The sequence below is a fragment of the Parashewanella sp. 2210YD4-3 genome (assembly GCF_056591735.1).
In genome coordinates, this window is sequence record NZ_JBWQOG010000005.1 from 170,792 (window position 1) to 187,033 (window position 16,242).

The window sequence follows — 16,242 nt, forward strand, 5'->3', positions numbered from 1 at the left end:
ATTGCTATATTCCGATTAGTTTTGTAGCAAAAGTTAAGGCCTGATTCCGTGTCAACAGCTATTCAGCATTGTTCTTTTGATGGAAATAAACTGACACTAAACTTTAGTGATTCGGCCGCTATACCTGCGGCCACTCTTAAGGAGCATTTTTTAGAATCAACCAGTCAGAAAAAATATGACGTATTGATAATGCCAGGCATTCTAAGTCAAGATTGTTATATCCATCATGTACCTATTATTAACGAACAACTTTCACGATTTTTAAACAATGAACCTCTAATTCCAGTATTGTTTGACGATGATGTTCAAATACAGAGATTTAAGAATTCATGGGAAACTAAATTTGATCCTGAGCAACAATTAGTAGCAATAAATCACAAGCAATTTGATTTAAGTCAGAATAATCAGAGAACAGAAGCTTTTGATTATGCTGCTGATTTTATTATCCGGCACTCCCCTTTCTACCCCCTAAAACAAGTAGAAGATAACTTACAAAATATCTCAACTCTCTATATTGCAGCGGTGAATGGTAGCGCTGGGCAACGATGGGTTGGTGGATATAATGATTCATCCTTTATCACACCAGATAGATTAGTTGCTCAATTAGACTGCCATGGATTAACGAAAGTAAACAATTGGCACATAACAAGCGATGGCTCAGCTGATTATTGCACTCCAAACACCTTGGAGACTTCTGAACTTGAGTATTCAAGAGACAGCAGCCGTCATTGGCGTTGGAGAAAATTTTTTGTCACACCATTTTGTAAACCGTTTGCACTTGAAGTGGCAAAGCAGTTGACAAGTCATGGCTACAGAGAAATTACAGTAACTGGATATCAATGCTATTTGACATCAACCCCACAACTAATGACAAAAAACAAACCTCAGAGAGGATTAAAAATTGGCTCAGGCTGGGTTGATATTCCAAGAGATGAAGTAAAAATCACTTATCAAGTTGCCCCTAATAGTGAAGATATCAGAGTTACTTTCCCATCCTAAGTTTCATACGTATATTAATGTTACTTCAAGACGAAGCACTTCAATACTTCTCAGCGTATACATATTTGAGGCATGAAACTAAAGACTAGAAGGACATAAAGCAGACAATTAAAAGCGGCACCTGATTTTAAAGTGCCACTTAAAAATATTAATGATCACTCAACCATTACAATAAAACCCATTTTCCTTCAAAATATCACAAGCTTTGTCAGCAATAATTTTGTGAGTTATTGTGGTTGGATGCACACTATCCCAGAACATATATTGCTCAGGGTGTTGGCATATCTGCCCGTTAGGTGTTGCCATTTCATTTGCGGCACGCAAACTCGGGTTGGTTTCTTCTAAATTAGTATCATCAATTCCTGGTGTCGGGATCCTTGAGCAAGGATCACGAATATCCTTAAAGCCATAGCTGCTAGCATTATCCATAATGCCCTTAAAAATGGCGTTAGCATCCACTAAGACAAGCTTGACGCCTTTATTTTCATACTTCCTTTTTAACTCTCTATATTTGTCTTCCTGAAGTTGGTTATTTAAATCAATCAAGCGCTTTGTTTCTGCAGCTTTATCTTTAGCACCGCCTGTTTTGTAGCGAGGTGTTAAGGAAATATCTGGCATATTCAACCATGCAACATTTCTAGCACCATGTGCAATTTCTTGTTCAATAACCTCAGCCTGAACATTTACAACACGTTGTGGATCTTGATAAAGATTAAGATAATCATTCCCTCCAAAGAACACTACCGCCAAGTCATTTGGCCTGTAATCTCCATATTTATAATGCACTCCCTTAGCAAGTAGATCTAAGCAGGGTGGAATCAGACTGCCATTGATCATGTCCTTGGCAACTTTGGTTAAATCGCCGAATAAATCCCCAATACCGATAATTTTATCTGTTAGACATAGCGTCCAACCACCGGCATGAGAAACATTGATATATCTTTGCTTGTTACTCGTAGGTATTCCCATTCGTTTTGACAAGTATTCCGGCCAAACTAGGCCATTACTCCATCGGCCATTGTCATAATGCTTAGCAGGAAGAACAGGCACAGCTTTAGAAACGGTTAAAATACTGATTGCCGCACTTAAAATCCCTCGTTCAACAGTGCGACAAGGAATAAGCTTCCAGCTACAGAACCAACCATAACCCGGAATACGATCTGACAGCCAAGCTCTAACCCAAGGTTGAATATGATCTATCCCTGCATCTCCAGTTTCTCCATTCACGGTTTTTAGCAAATAGAGCGTAGAGTTGTCCCCCCCATCATCGGATAGACTGTCTCCTAGAATGATCAATCTATCAACTTTTCTGGGCTCAGCCTTTACCAAGTTTTGAATCCCGAGAATACAAAACAAAGTCAGGGCTATGGTAAATAGCCTTTTATATTTACGTAGATACATCACAATTCACCTCACATATAAAGTGATTTACCACGTATATCGTAACAAGGAGAAAAGCAATGCTTTAGAGTATTAATTTATTAATAAGACGGAACGTTTATGAGTCGTTATTCGCTAGACTTTTCCATGATGATCCCTGCAGATTGAACATCACTATGATCATAAGTTGAAATGCTACCTTGCCCAAGGTAACTTTTTATTGTTGCATCACCATGTCCAACTCCCACAGACAGCGGCTTCCAGCCATCTTTTAGTGCTTCAGTTAAAGTTGCATAATCGTTTTCACCATCCTTGCTATAACAGTTAATTGGTATATTGGGCAGATTATCTTTACCAAATAAATTTGCACCTGACATGAAACAAATAGCCGTTACCGTCTCAGCAGAAGCATTTAATGGTATGAAAATAAAACTAAAAAGCAGGGCTAATAAACCTGAACTGACAACTCGACTTTTTTCATAAAATGTTTCCTAAAATTTTTGGTAGACAGAGCAGGCTAGCAAATTTGTGAAGAAGTGTTATGAGTGAGCAATTAAACATTTATGAAAAAACATTTATAGCAGCCGCGTAAAACTCCACTAAAAGAATTAGGGCGTGTTTCAAACTACCCCTGAACAACCCTCTGAAGCACGATAATGGGATTGTTCGTTTCTCATTTTATAGGCATATTCAAACACACTAATACTTGGCAGAAAACTTTGCCGTTTTGATCTATCTTCCATTTCCCCCTCCCTGAGGCCAATTTTGAGTAAATTCAACGCTGCATGAGCACCATTATTTGTTCTCAAACTATATGAAGAATTATCTTTATAATGTCTTTCCCATACTTCTAGCATCAATTTAGTATCCAAGCCACTTAGTGTCACTTTGAACTTACTGTCTTTTAATTCACAGCCCCAGCGACAAATACTATTAGCCAAATAGTCCATTTGCATTGGATCATCAAATTGCTGTTTTATCTGATTAAACTCTCTGGTTCTATATAATGCGATATAGAACCTATTCTCATGAGGCTCAAATTTCCCTTCAAATGATAAATAATGTAATTTATATTCAAATTTTAAAAGTAACGCCACATGCCGATCGTTAAAATTTAACACCATCACATCATCGTTATTTAATGGAAGCTGAGAAACAGATATTGCAGCTGCAACCACGTCAGTCCCTCTTATCGTGGGAGTACTACATGTATTCAAAATCCCCCAAAAACCAGTAACGAAACGATAACTAGAAGAAGGTATGGATAACGTATAAGTACGAAGACGATATCCTAACGAACGTTCATCAGAATAAGTGGGACTGAAGACTTGAGGCGGCTGACCATTTACACTACCGTTAACACTTACAGGGTTCCCCCCTTGGTTCAGTGCAGATATAACTCCGTAGTGTCGGAACATACTATTCTAATTTATCTAAAACTTATTCATTTTATACAATATGTTGCCCCCAAAAGCTGGTTAACCTTTGTTCATAATAATGATAGAGGCCGTAACATATTGTAAAAAAGTGTTAAAACTCTTGTGGTTAATCGTATTCAGCAGGTATTGTGGAGTTAATCAAAAAAATTGGAATATGAGAATGCTTCAAACTTCCGAGCCGAGCACCTTAAGAAATACATTGCTGATCACAGCTTTTGATGTTCAAAAGCTCTTTTTTCAACGTCGTGGCATCATTGCCATAAGCTGTTTTTCATTGGTCTGGCTTTTTCTCCTTATTTATCCTATCCATGGTGCAGTTGAACTGTTAAATAACCCTAATTTCAAAGATTTCATTATTGGTTTTGCCCAGATGAGCCAAGCCGAAAAATTACTAAACTGGCAAGTGCCTGAGCTTACCGTTTACTGGGTAATTGCGCTGTACCTATACCCAATGTTCAGTATTATCATTACCGCGGATCAATTTGCTTCTGATAAACAAAGAGGCACATTGCGATTTTTATTATTAAGAACCAACAGAGACAGCCTGTTTTTTGGACGCTTTCTGGCACAAATTGCAATACAAGGCATTTTGATAGCTATCTCACTTTTGGCCACAATAATTCTGGCAATCTATCGTGAAGCAGATTTATTACTACCCGCTCTTTCTGCTAGTGTTTTTATAGCATTAGCTCTCATTATTAACTTACTGCCTTACACCGCATTAATGGCGCTATTATCACTGCATGCCAATAGTGCTAGGCAAGCGACTTTATACGCGGTTCTTTTTTGGATGATAACAAGTTTAGGGCTTGCTCTGCTCAACTACTTCATCCCGCAAACCGAATTTTTGCAATTTATTAAACCCGGAATTCAAATTTCTGACATGCTAAATACCCAAGACTCAGGTGTGCTGAGTTATTCTGTTATTCCTTTGATCCAAGCGGTTATCTTATTGGCACTGGGTAGAACCTACATGCAAAGGAGTGCGCTATGAGCATAATTATTGCTAAATCACTCAGTAAACATTACGGAGCAAACAAAGCACTCGATGATGTGAGCTTTGAAATTGAACATGGATTGCCAACCGCATTGGTTGGTCCAAATGGCGCGGGTAAAACGACATTATTTAAATTGATATGTGGTTTTATGACACCTACCTCTGGTCAGATTCAAATTTTAGGTCACAAGCCAGGAAATAATAAATTGATTGGCAAGGTGTCTGCCCTGCCTCAAGATTGCTTGCTAGATCCCAACCTCTCAATTGCCGCCCAATTAACACAATACGGTCAATTACAAGGCTTAAGTGCTTCTCATGCTAAGCGAGAAGCTTTAAGAGTATTAGAAGTTGTAGAGCTCAATGACGCTTCGAAGGAAAAACCGACGGCATTAAGTCACGGCATGGCTAAACGTGTTGCTATTGCTCAATCATTGATTAGTGAACCTGAATTGATTTTATTAGACGAACCTACTGCGGGTATTGATCCTTCTAACGCAAAAACGATTCGTACTTTAATTTCGGAACAAAGAGTAAAAAGTAAGTTCCTCATCAGCTCCCATAATCTTGATGAATTAGAAAAACTGTGCGATCAAGTTCTGTACTTAGACAAAGGACACTTGCAACAATCTTTATCTATTCATCAGCATTCTGACTCTTGTGAGTTTTTAACCTTGACTTTAAAAGGTTCAGAAAACCTAAAGCCAATCGTAGAAGGAATCAAAAATCTTCCTCTGGTTATCACTGTTGAGCAAACACAATCAAATGAACTGGCTATACGATATGATTCAGAGCATAGCCTAGATTTTGAAATACAGTTATTGACTTGTTTACATAAACAACAGTGGCACTACCAAAGCATTTATAAAGGTAAGCGATTGGAAAGTACATTATTCTCATGAAATTTAAGTTGCAACTTACCTTAATTTAGTCAGACTTTAAGGATAAGTTGTAACTAATTTAAATGGATTTGAGTATGACAATACATGGTAGTACTTCAGTTACTCAGGCTACACTAAGCAATGCTGAAACTTCTAAGTCTGATCCTATCAAGGTAACTCTTGACTGTGGCAGAACATACACTGTGACAATAATTAACCCTCGAGTTGCAGGAGATCAAGGTGAAGTTCAAATAAAACAAGGGTTTTTAGACTCTTTGATCAGCTTCTTTCTGGATCTGAAAGACTCGATTTCAGGTAACAATGACGTTCAAGAAATGAACAACGAAAGATTAGCAGCAGTAAAGCAATTTGCTCTTCAGCAATACCAACCTAAAACCGTAAGACCATCAACACCGATTTCATCATTTCATGAACCAGTAACCCGGAGGCCAATTGTTAATGCACACTCAAAACCTCCCCAGCCACCTATTATTTCCCAACTTGAGCAAAAGGTAAATAACAGTTCACACTACCATAACGAGCCTAAGTTAAATGAAACCCCCACTTTTGATGATGCCGTACAAGATTTACAAAAAGATTACTCGTGGATAGATCTGGATTCAATTGCTAATCATCAGGATGTGAGAATGAGTAAACGAGCAGTTTCTCAAGCTTTAGATTCGTCAAGCCTTCGTCCGCAAGATCAATTCACCCCGCAAGAACAAAATGCTATCAGGCTAGCTGGGCACCTAGTTATGCAGGCAGAACTTGTTCGCCTTTATCCGGGTATGTATCAAACAAACGGCCCAGTCTCTGCAGCAACAGCATCAATTCCACTAGAAACTCAGTTATCTGAAGTTGAACAAGTTGTGTTATCTAACCAAGATGTTCGAGAATTACGAGCTTTTTTAAATCGTGGCAATAAAAATATGAGCTATGCCTTAGATAATTTTATTCATCATCGTCCGGATGGCAGATTAGACATCGACAACCCTAGGGATATACTTAATAACCCCACAACCAAACCGGCCAAGATTATTGGAGAGTGCCATAAATTTTTGGCCGATAAGATACAAGAATCAAAAGAACAAGCGGAAAGAGAATACGCTATACAACTCTCCTCGCCCACGGTCGATACGACAGTTCCAATTTCAACTGAATTCAGAAAAAACTACAATGAATGCATGGAAAAAATACAAGAAAGAATTTCTGACAGAGACGTTACTAGAGCTAAGTTTTACGAACATGTGGAACGAGCAGGTTTCACTAGGGAAACATTCCCCATTGAAAGTAGAGAGGTTTCGAGGTATTACCGAGGAGGTTTAAGCTCTGTCGCTCCAGGAGCAATAGTAACTCACGTCCACCCGAAGATTGATCATTTCAACACAGAAGAAAGTGCTCTTCGATTGAAAATATTAAGTGAATCACTCCTTCAACCATGAAAAAGCCGCGACTCAATGAGTCACGGCTTTCAAATTCTTATCGCTCTAATCAGTATTAACCGATTACAGTTACTTCTTCAGCTTGAGGACCTTTTTGACCTTGAGTTACGTTGAACTCAACTTTTTGGCCTTCTTCAAGAGTTTTGAAGCCATCAGAAAGGATAGCGCGGAAGTGAACGAATACATCTGGACCTGATTCTTGCTCGATGAAACCAAAACCTTTGTCAGAGTTGAACCATTTAACGGTACCAGTAGTCTTTGCCATGATATAAATCCTGTAAATTTTAAATTTAAGCCTTAGCGGCGGTGGAGCTGAAAATGCCGGTATTACTTATGTTTTACAGGACGAACAGGTCGTGATGAATACATAAATATAAGTCCAACTTTCTAGCTGAGTAGACTATATAGTATTTTCCAACGATGTCAACTTACGAACCCTACTTCAAAAAAAAATTAATAAAATCAGTAAAGAAATTGAAATATATTCAAATTTTTTTACTAGCAAAATCGTTTTAAAACTGAACTAGGACTGACTAAAAATTGATTAAATTCAATTCGAAGCAGAATTATTGGCGCCGATGTAATTGGATCTTAAAATCCAGTTCACAGCTAAAACCCTGCTGACATAACTGTTGTTTTTGTGAGTCAGATAACTTCCAAGCATAAGGTGTCATATTCAAAAAGTTTTGTATGTCACCTGTTTGTTTTAAATTAATTTTTTTCTCTAGTCTTTCACTATGTATTAATTCAAAACCATCTAAACTATCAGTCTCTTCCGGGTGAAGCTTAGGCTGTTGGTATATGACTGTCTTTAAAAACCAGTGGTGTTTAGGGCCAGCAGAAACAGTTAAAAGGTATCCACCAGCTTTGATGACTCTCTTTAATTCACCTAATTGCGATGGTGCATAAATTCTTAAAACTGCATCAAGGGAGTTTGGTTCGAAGGGAGTGTCAAATGCACTTGCAACACAAAAATCAATATCAGGGTAACGCTTCGCTCCATAACGAACAGCGACTTTAGAAATATCCAAACCATAGATTTGAAGTGATTTAGCTTGCAATGCTTCCGCCAAACGTCCGGTGTAATAGCCTTCTCCGCAGCCTAGATCTAACATTGTATCGTGATTTTTTAGGTGTTCTGCTAGCAGTTCATTCACCCTGTCACTTAAAAATTGATAATGGCCTCGGTTCAAGAACTCTCGTCTTGCCTGTATCATCAATTGATTATCACCCGGATCTTTTGATTTTTTCTTTTGAACAGGTAGTAAATTTACATAGCCTTCTTTTGCAATATCAAAGCAATGATTCTGAGAACAGCGCCATGTTCGGTTATCCAGCTTCAAAGAAGATTCACAGATTGGGCAAGTATACGGCATAAGGAGAACTCTGAGTTAAGCCAATAAAATAAGGCCGCAAGTATATACTGAAGTGAAAAAATTGTCTGGCTAATGAGGCCAGTTAAATTCACTGACCTCAACATAACGATATGAATTACGCTTGCTTTATCAAGCCTAACGGCAGAGAACTACTAGATAAGTCATGGAACTTATGCAGATTTGGGAACAGCTTGCCTAATTCATTTTTCTGCACACCAAACCACATGGCTAATTCAGCATAGGCGACATCAGTGGACGTAGTCGGAATAAGCACTCCATTACCAACATCAAGAGAGTTTGAACTACCTAGCGTCAAGCCTGGGTAAGTACCGAATACTTTACCTCCATCGACAGGACCTCCCATAACCATAACGTTGCCGCCCCAGCCATGGTCCGTACCATTTCCGTTTGAAGTTAACGTCCGTCCAAAGTCTGAACCAGTCATAGTTACAACTTGCTCAGTAAGTCCCATTTGATCCAAACTAGCTTGGAACTCACCTAATCCTCGGCTCAACACTCGCAACATGCGTTGTTGATTAGCTAAAAGCTCATCATGATGATCCCAGCCCATATAACGGATAAAGAAAGTTTGCTGAGGCGTACCAAGTTCATCAGCCGCCTTGATACTTTGAGCCACCATTTTCAATTGTTGAGACAGAGGTGAACCCGAAAAACGCCCCGGCACTTGTACACTTTTAATCGAGTCTCTAAATTTCTCATGTAATGATTGAGCTTTACGAGTTAATGATAAGTACGTCTGCTTAAAAGGATCATTGTCATATTTGTGGTTAAGCAAGGCTTCAAAGTTCTTTAAGATGATACGGTTTAGCTCACGCATCTCACTAGATTGTCGGCGAGTCGGCTTCACTACTAAGCCAACACTCCCTTTCTCTGTAATCGCATAACTGCTACTTTCTACACCGTCTTGCATGATATTACGGCCGGCAAGTGAAATTCCCATTGGAACTTGATTCAGTCTAGGGTTAGGTTGAATTGAGTCAGCCATAAACCCAAACCAACCTTGATTGATTCGCTCATTAGGTCTTGCTGATTGCCAATGCTTGAATTGATCTGAGTGAGACATCAAGCCCAGTGGCAATTTCGCACTGTTGTTTTTAAAGCTTTCTTTTGTAACAGGCTCAACTAATGGACCAATGTTTGAAATAAAAGAAAGCTTCTGTTTAGCAAATAAATCTTGCACCTCAGGCATACTTGGGTGCAAAGCAAAAGTTCTGTTCTCCTGATCTTTAAAACCATTAAGCGCCAACAGTTTTGGGTGCTTTAAAGCTAAGTTACTTCGGGTTTTATTGTATTCAGCATAATGGCGCTGAGAGTATGGTACCAACATGTTATAGCTGTCATTACCACCATCAAGCATAATGAAAACCAGTGCTTTTTGGTTTTTTATATTTGATTGATTTCCCGCTGCAGGCGCCGCAAACGATGGCGCGACACCTGTAATACCGACACCTGCAGCTACCGCAGCACTGGATTTCAAAAATCGACGTCGAGATATGTTTGTAGTAGACATGATTAAGCCTCCTGCACTGTAAATTCTGGTGAAATCGTTAACATGAACGCAATTGTTTGCACTACCCATTCTGGGTTATTTTTAAACAGCTGGAATGACGATTTTATTTGCTCATGAATATCCAGTTTATGCTTGCCCGTTAAAACAAGACTCATGCGCTTTATGAGTTCATCGTGCTGACCATCTTTTGCCATTTGGATTTCTTTATTGAAGTTCAACTTTAAGGCGTCTTGTTGGTTCTTCTTTAATACATCCGGATTAAGCTCTGGTACGTTTTGTATCGTGGGAGAGCGATTAATGACTGTAGATACGGCAGGATAAAAGCCTCCGAAGAACCAGAAATACATCATGTTGGTATAAGAAATAGAAGTTGCAGAGGTATGAAGTTCAAACTCTGGAGCAACTAAGCCTAGATCTTCAATCTCACCGTGGGGGGTAAAATCAGGTTTATAAAAGTTAAACACACTTGGAGAAGACATAGGTAGCTGCTGTGTCAGCTCTTTAATATCGTCACCTATAAACCACAACTTGCCTGAATTGTTGTTGGCATTGAAAGCTCTTAAAATTTGAGTGGTTCTCAATGCTGGTGATTTTAATTTTTGCGATTGTACTCCGTCATCATGAGAGGCGAAATTGGCATCGCTTGCCGGGTTATTGAGTGGATAAAGTAAAATCTCTTTAATCGCAGCTCTTAAATCACCTTGAGTACCAAATTTATCAGCAACCGCTTTTACATAAGCTTTAGATGGATTTGAAGTCACCAGTTGATTGATCAGTTTAGTAGCAATAAATGGTGCAGCACTTGGGTGGCTAACTAATGAACGAGTAACGCTTCTAATTTCTTGTTCACTGCTTTGATTGCCTGGAAGATTAATGTGACCATTTAGCAAACGCTTAGGTTCACGGTCGTGGTAATTTTCATCGGCAGTCATAGGTTGAACCATGTTTACAAATGGCACAACTTTATACGACTTATCAACACCATCATTAAAACCAACTTCATAACCATTAAAACTGGGCTGCCAAAAACTGGTTTGCCATTCATATTGATAACTATTTGCTTTTAGTCCAGTAAATACTCTTGCCATTGCACGAATATCGACGTTGTCATAAGTCGGAATGTCTTCACCACGACTGTTTTGTTTGCGGGTGCCGTCAGGATTTAATTCAAATAATCCGATACTAAATAGCTGCATGATTTCACGCGCATAGTTCTCATCTGGATGAATATGTTGAGCAGGGTCAGCCTTGCGGTTGTTCATGTGTGAGAGGTAAATACCCATACAAGGATGGAACGAAACGTCGTATAAAAGATCGGCAAAGTTACCAAAGGCATGCTTATATAATAAATCGTAATAACTCGCCATACCGACGGAATCTAGCTCTAACAAAGAGTTGTCTGAGATAACCAAAATTTCACTCAATGCTTGTGCGACTCTCTGCCTTAGTAAACCTGAATTTGATTGTAAGGTATGGTCCCACCATGCCATTCGAAAATACCACTTATAGGGAAGTGCAGGGTTATTGCCTTCTCCATTGATTGCATTTACACCGTAAGTTGAAACCAGCTTTTGTCGGAACTGTTGCCATATTTTATTCGTCTTCGATTCAAACAACGATGGCTCAGCTTGATGCTGTAGTTCCTGCTCTAACCAATTTTCAGCACCAACTTCCTGTACTTGACGGATCAAGTTGTAGTCTGCTCCCAAAGTCGCTTGCATTAAAAAGCGACTACTTCTTTCATACTGCTTCATGAGCTTTACCTTAGACTTCTTATTTAATGCTTTTTTCATAATGATCATTACGGTTTTAACATACCGCACTCCACGTTTGATTGACTTTGTTTGCTATCTAAATAACCTGAGCTCTGCATAAACAACACGGTACTGATTGGGTTATACAGGTTCAGGTTAAACAGGTAGATTGTCACAATGTAAATCAATTCAAATAAATTTGAAACATGAAAACATTCAAAATGAATCTCCATCAACAATTGTACTGTAAACAATGTAGGGCAAGTAGAGCAAATACCCTTTATTTTCAATTAATTATAAGATTCCAGCAGTCATATTTCTGACGGTTTAAGTCGATAAAATTATTTTCTAGCATTCGTCAAAATTTTTACTCATAAAACAGTTAATTAGGGCTAAATAGTAAACAAATTTACTTTTTTTGAAATACAACAATGCATCACTCGGTCTTAACAAAAAGCCAACAAATCATTTCAAATGGACGAGTGAACGCTATGACCAACAAACTGAAAGTGAACAATACCTACCTTAAAACGCTGTTAATCACGGCTCCTTTTTTATTTGCCGCAACCAATGCTTCTGCAGGGGCTTGGGTAGCTGAGAAAGGCTCTGGATATGCCAAGCTTGGTTACGCTGGCTATGACGCAGATAAATATAAGGGGAACAACCCTACTTTTGAGAGCTTCAAAAGTGATAATGTCTCATTCTATGGCGAGTACGGGCTAGGAAATAATTTTGCTCTATATGGTTCTCAATTATTTCAATCATACGACCAATCTGACTCAAATACAGGCCAAAGCAGTGCCAGTGGTTTAAGTGATACTGAGTTAGGCATTAAATACCAGTGGCAAGCTAACCCGTTTGTTTTCTCAACTTCGTTTTTAGTTAAAGCACCACTATTTTATAAAGCAGAAGACGGCTTAGGTAACCACCAAGTAGATTATGAAGCACGTGCTCTTATTGGCAAGAGCTTAAATGAATACGGTTACCTTGGTCTTGAAGCTGGTTATCGTTTAAGAGCTGGCGCACCGTCTGATGAATATCGCTACCTTGTTGAATATGGTTTTGATTTTAATAAAAGCTGGTACTTCCGCACTAAATTAGACGGTACCCTAAGTGCAAAAAACTCAGATACCCCAAATACAATTAATTCAAACCTATCTAACCCACTCGAATTTGACGTAGGAAAACTAGAGCTCACTACAGGTCTAAAGCTTGGCAACAAGGCTTTTAAAGGTTATGGCATTGAATTTACCTATACCCGCGAAATTTACGGTGAGAATGTATTAGAAGGTAACCGTTTTGAGTTGGCTTTAACCAAAGTGTTTTAACCCTTAACGAAACACAAAGGGGATATCCCCTTTGTGTTTTTTCGAATCTACAAATTAACGAACAAAATTTTCATAAAGGGTTGTTTAGCCATGTCGTCGATCAGTTGGTTTTTTATTACCAGTCATTTTGTTTTATTAGGCATTTTATGTCTTTTTGGTCTTCATCGCCTTTCGATGGTATTTCGCTGGTTTAAATACCGTCATTATCAACCAACAAAACCTAAAGCATTTTCATCACTGCCCAAAGTAACGGTGCAAATACCCCTTTATAACGAACGCTTAGTTGCCAAGCGTATTGTTGATTCAATCGTAAAGCTCGAATATCCACAAGATAAATTACAAATTCAAATTGTCGATGACTCAACCGACGAAACTTGTGAGCTCATCGCTGAAAGAGTAAAACACTACCAGCAGCAAGGCATAGATATTCAGCATGTTCAGCGCATCCATCGCTATGGTTTTAAAGCTGGGGCATTAAAAGATGCCATGGAGACAGCCACTGGTGAGTTTATTGCCATATTTGACGCTGATTTTATTCCGCACCCTGACACCCTACAAAAAACCATTCACCATTTTACTCAAGAAGATATGGCAATGGTGCAGTTTAGATGGGAGCATTTAAATCGAAGAAGCAGCCTATTAACCAAACTTCAAGCCATTATGCTTGACGCTCATTTTGGTCTAGAGCAACGAGTCCGTTGTGCCAGTGGTATGTTATTCAACTTTAATGGTACCGCTGGTATTTGGCGTACAAAAGCTATTGTTGATGCTGGTCATTGGAGCGCCGACACTTTAACAGAAGATCTGGATCTAAGTTATCGAGCACAACTCGCTGGTTGGAAGATGCGATATCTTAATGATGTCACTTGTCCCGGTGAATTACCTGCCGATATGAATGCATTTAAGAGCCAGCAGTTCCGTTGGGCAAAAGGTGGCGTAGAAGTCATGATGAAGATGCTTCCAACGGTTTGGAAGGCCAAGATTCCTTTCACAAAAAAACTAGAATCAACTTTTCATCTATCAAATAACCTAGCTTATTTTGTGATGTTGATTGATACCTTAATTTTTTTGGTACCCAGTTTATACCTAAGAGATCAACATGACTTCGTTAATGTTTGGTGGCTAGATATTCCATTGTTAGCCATGTCTTCTGGCGGGCATTTGGCGTACTTGTTTTTCGGTCAGGTAGTCTTAGGTCGCTCAAAGACACACGCATTTTTTAAACTTCCCAGCCTAATGGTGCTTGGAATTCTACTCGCCATCAACAACTCAAAAGCAGGCTTAGAAGGTTTGTTTGGTATGCGATCCGAGTTTGTTCGAACACCAAAAACAGGCGAACTAGGCGATGAAGCGGATTCACCACAAATAAAAGTCAAAGCAGAGAAAAAACAATATCGCGCTATTGCTCCTAAAGGCGCATTTTTTGAGTTAGCTATTGCCCTTGTCTATTCAACTGTATTTCTGTGGGCCGTAGGTCAAGGCCATTGGTTTATGTTGCCATTTTTACTGCTATTAGCTGTTGGTTTTGTACTGTCAGCGTTTCATAGTTTCTATAGTCACCTGCAACTATCAAAGTGATGAGGTTATCCTGCAATGAATCAACTTAAGAATGATTGGATTCAATGCCTATCACCTCGCACACAAAGGTGGATACACATTGCGAGTTTGGCGGGAATCGTCCTTTCAAGCCTCGCAAGTTACTGGTTATCAGAGGTGAAGGGTACATCGAACTCCCCTCACTTAGCCGATATGGGCATTTACATCATCATACAATTCAGCGTGATGGGATTATTCATGCTCTTAGCTTGGGCAACAACATCAAGTTCCAATCAATTAAAAGATGTTAAGCTGATTTTGCTCGCTGCAGTGATCGCCAGAGTCATCTTACTTGATGTAAATCCTTATACATCTAATGATGTTGATCGCTACTTGTTTGATGGTCGAATTGCTTATGAAGGGCTTGATCCTTATCGCATCAGCCACGATGCACGAGAATTACAAGAGCTTAGAGCTCAATGGCAACCTCCTCAAGAACATGCAAAATACGTCACCTTGTATCCACCTGTTGCATTAAGTTTATTTGCTTTAGCGGCTTCAGCTGGAGTTGAACATGCTCAGTTGGCGTGGAGCGTCATACTATTAATTAGTGGCCTACTGACCTTATATTTTTGTGCACGAGTATTGCAAAAGCTGGGCAAGCTAAAGCATCTGCCCTTAGTCGCCTTATCCCCATTATTGATATTAGAAACTGGTGTTGGGCTTCATCTTGATGCACTTTCAGCATTGAGTGTGATTGTGGCTGTATATTTGTGGCTACAGCAGCGATTTGTATTGACTGGGATCATGATTGGAATAGGAATGTCGACAAAGATATTACCTATGATGTTGTTGCTGCCCTTTCTATTCTTTTTACTTGGTAAAAAAGAATTCAAAACCTTTGTAATGATACTGAGTAGCACAATCGTAACCGTCATCAGTATTTATTCGCTCACCATTGCACTCGGTTATCACCCAGTTGGTAGCATCAGTGTATTTTTTGAAAAGTGGCGATTCGCCTCCCCATTATTTAATTCACTGGATGCTTTTATATCTGGCTATCCGTTGATTTTCACTCTAATGGCGATTGCAACGATCATTTGCTTGTTAATCGGTTTTGTTAGCTTATCGTCAACTGATTTAGCATCAAAAGACAGTAAATTGGGCTCGTGTTTGCAACTTGCTCTGGCTGTACCGCTATTGTTAAGCCCAGTGCTATTTCCTTGGTATTTGATGCCATTGATTCCTCTACTGGCATTAAGACCGAATGTTTATCTGATCGCTTGGACGTTATTGATGCCTTTAACTTATGAAGTTATTAGTAACTTTTTATGCTGCCAGCAATGGCAGCCTGCCCAATGGCCAATCATCATTCTCGGAATTCTATATCTAATAACAACAATCAAACTCACAAAATGGCTTTATCAAAATAAATCACAACTATTAAGCCATTTGAGCAATCACAACCAAAAAATAAGTACCTGTCGATGAGTTCTTTGAAAATTGTTGTGCTCAGGTTTAGTGCAATACAAGGCGCAATGAAGGGCGCATAGCCGAAGCTATGTAACCGGAATTGCAACGC

Annotated in this window: 14 protein-coding genes; 7 read left to right on the forward strand and 7 right to left on the reverse strand. The window is 39.1% G+C overall.

The annotated features are described in order from the left end of the window. Positions 1–48 precede the first annotated feature (48 nt). Positions 49–999: a hypothetical protein gene (locus AC1EU0_RS09675; RefSeq protein WP_480302189.1), complete on the forward strand. Its 951-nt coding sequence runs from the start codon at positions 49–51 to the stop codon at positions 997–999. A 159-nt stretch (positions 1,000–1,158) separates the two neighbouring features. Here the strand turns inward: AC1EU0_RS09675 and AC1EU0_RS09680 are convergent, their stop codons facing one another. The 3 genes from AC1EU0_RS09680 to AC1EU0_RS09690 form a co-directional block, all read right to left on the reverse strand. Next, positions 1,159–2,400: an SGNH/GDSL hydrolase family protein gene (locus AC1EU0_RS09680; RefSeq protein ID WP_480302190.1), complete on the reverse strand. Its 1,242-nt coding sequence runs from the start codon at positions 2,398–2,400 to the stop codon at positions 1,159–1,161. Positions 2,401–2,507: 107 nt separating this feature from the next. Next, positions 2,508–2,756: a hypothetical protein gene (locus AC1EU0_RS09685; protein ID WP_480302191.1), complete on the reverse strand. Its 249-nt coding sequence runs from the start codon at positions 2,754–2,756 to the stop codon at positions 2,508–2,510. Between the two features lie 243 nt (positions 2,757–2,999). Then, positions 3,000–3,797 carry a hypothetical protein gene (locus tag AC1EU0_RS09690; protein ID WP_480302192.1) on the reverse strand — a complete coding sequence of 266 codons (798 nt, stop codon included), beginning with the start codon at positions 3,795–3,797 and terminating at the stop codon, positions 3,000–3,002. A gap of 181 nt (positions 3,798–3,978) precedes the next feature. Here AC1EU0_RS09690 and AC1EU0_RS09695 point away from each other — a divergent pair, with 181 nt between their 5' ends. The 3 genes from AC1EU0_RS09695 (at position 3,979) to AC1EU0_RS09705 (ending at position 7,135) form a co-directional block, all read left to right on the forward strand. Beyond that, a complete protein-coding gene (locus AC1EU0_RS09695) occupies positions 3,979–4,812 on the forward strand; it encodes an ABC transporter permease subunit (protein ID WP_480302193.1) in 834 nt (277 codons plus the stop codon). Further along, complete coding sequence (locus AC1EU0_RS09700) at positions 4,809–5,714, forward strand: ABC transporter ATP-binding protein (RefSeq protein ID WP_480302194.1); 906 nt, start codon at positions 4,809–4,811, stop codon at positions 5,712–5,714. The genes AC1EU0_RS09695 and AC1EU0_RS09700 overlap by 4 nt, the downstream gene beginning before the upstream one ends. A 74-nt stretch (positions 5,715–5,788) precedes the next feature. Further along, positions 5,789–7,135: a hypothetical protein gene (locus AC1EU0_RS09705; protein ID WP_480302195.1), complete on the forward strand. Its 1,347-nt coding sequence runs from the start codon at positions 5,789–5,791 to the stop codon at positions 7,133–7,135. A 55-nt stretch (positions 7,136–7,190) separates the two neighbouring features. Here the strand turns inward: AC1EU0_RS09705 and AC1EU0_RS09710 are convergent, their stop codons facing one another. From AC1EU0_RS09710 to AC1EU0_RS09725, 4 genes are all read right to left on the reverse strand, one after another. Then, positions 7,191–7,400 (reverse strand): cold-shock protein, encoded by a 210-nt coding sequence (locus AC1EU0_RS09710; protein ID WP_480302196.1) that lies wholly within the window; start codon positions 7,398–7,400, stop codon positions 7,191–7,193. Positions 7,401–7,701: 301 nt separating this feature from the next. Next, a complete protein-coding gene (rlmA, locus tag AC1EU0_RS09715; protein WP_480302197.1) occupies positions 7,702–8,511 on the reverse strand; it encodes a 23S rRNA (guanine(745)-N(1))-methyltransferase in 810 nt (269 codons plus the stop codon). Positions 8,512–8,626: 115 nt separating this feature from the next. Then, on the reverse strand, positions 8,627–10,042 hold the full coding sequence (locus tag AC1EU0_RS09720; RefSeq protein WP_480302198.1) for a DUF1501 domain-containing protein: 1,416 nt from the start codon (positions 10,040–10,042) through the stop codon (positions 8,627–8,629). A 2-nt stretch (positions 10,043–10,044) separates the two neighbouring features. Then, positions 10,045–11,796: a DUF1800 family protein gene (locus AC1EU0_RS09725; protein WP_480302199.1), complete on the reverse strand. Its 1,752-nt coding sequence runs from the start codon at positions 11,794–11,796 to the stop codon at positions 10,045–10,047. 431 nt (positions 11,797–12,227) lie between these two features. Between AC1EU0_RS09725 and AC1EU0_RS09730 the strand changes: the two genes are divergently transcribed. From AC1EU0_RS09730 to AC1EU0_RS09740, 3 genes are all read left to right on the forward strand, one after another. After that, a complete protein-coding gene (locus tag AC1EU0_RS09730; RefSeq protein ID WP_480302200.1) occupies positions 12,228–13,124 on the forward strand; it encodes a hypothetical protein in 897 nt (298 codons plus the stop codon). Between the two features lie 90 nt (positions 13,125–13,214). Then, the gene (locus AC1EU0_RS09735) at positions 13,215–14,702 is read left to right on the forward strand and encodes a glycosyltransferase (protein ID WP_480302201.1); all 1,488 of its coding nucleotides are present in this window, start codon (positions 13,215–13,217) and stop codon (positions 14,700–14,702) included. Between the two features lie 15 nt (positions 14,703–14,717). Continuing rightward, a complete protein-coding gene (locus AC1EU0_RS09740; protein ID WP_480302202.1) occupies positions 14,718–16,151 on the forward strand; it encodes an MptA/MptB family glycosyltransferase in 1,434 nt (477 codons plus the stop codon). Positions 16,152–16,242 lie beyond the last annotated feature (91 nt).

Excerpts from the sequence above, each read along its gene's own strand:
- AC1EU0_RS09725 (WP_480302199.1), bottom strand. The coding sequence starts at position 11,796 with ATGAAGCAGTATGAAAGAAGTAGTCGCTTTTTAATGCAAGCGACTTTG.
- AC1EU0_RS09685 (WP_480302191.1), bottom strand. The coding sequence starts at position 2,756 with ATGTCAGGTGCAAATTTATTTGGTAAAGATAATCTGCCCAATATACCA.
- AC1EU0_RS09695 (WP_480302193.1), top strand. The coding sequence starts at position 3,979 with ATGCTTCAAACTTCCGAGCCGAGCACCTTAAGAAATACATTGCTGATC.
- rlmA (WP_480302197.1), bottom strand. The coding sequence starts at position 8,511 with ATGCCGTATACTTGCCCAATCTGTGAATCTTCTTTGAAGCTGGATAAC.
- AC1EU0_RS09700 (WP_480302194.1), top strand. The coding sequence starts at position 4,809 with ATGAGCATAATTATTGCTAAATCACTCAGTAAACATTACGGAGCAAAC.
- AC1EU0_RS09735 (WP_480302201.1), top strand. The coding sequence starts at position 13,215 with ATGTCGTCGATCAGTTGGTTTTTTATTACCAGTCATTTTGTTTTATTA.
- AC1EU0_RS09690 (WP_480302192.1), bottom strand. The coding sequence starts at position 3,797 with ATGTTCCGACACTACGGAGTTATATCTGCACTGAACCAAGGGGGGAAC.
- AC1EU0_RS09740 (WP_480302202.1), top strand. The coding sequence starts at position 14,718 with ATGAATCAACTTAAGAATGATTGGATTCAATGCCTATCACCTCGCACA.
- AC1EU0_RS09705 (WP_480302195.1), top strand. The coding sequence starts at position 5,789 with ATGACAATACATGGTAGTACTTCAGTTACTCAGGCTACACTAAGCAAT.
- AC1EU0_RS09680 (WP_480302190.1), bottom strand. The coding sequence starts at position 2,400 with ATGTATCTACGTAAATATAAAAGGCTATTTACCATAGCCCTGACTTTG.
- AC1EU0_RS09720 (WP_480302198.1), bottom strand. The coding sequence starts at position 10,042 with ATGTCTACTACAAACATATCTCGACGTCGATTTTTGAAATCCAGTGCT.
- AC1EU0_RS09710 (WP_480302196.1), bottom strand. The coding sequence starts at position 7,400 with ATGGCAAAGACTACTGGTACCGTTAAATGGTTCAACTCTGACAAAGGT.
- AC1EU0_RS09730 (WP_480302200.1), top strand. The coding sequence starts at position 12,228 with ATGCATCACTCGGTCTTAACAAAAAGCCAACAAATCATTTCAAATGGA.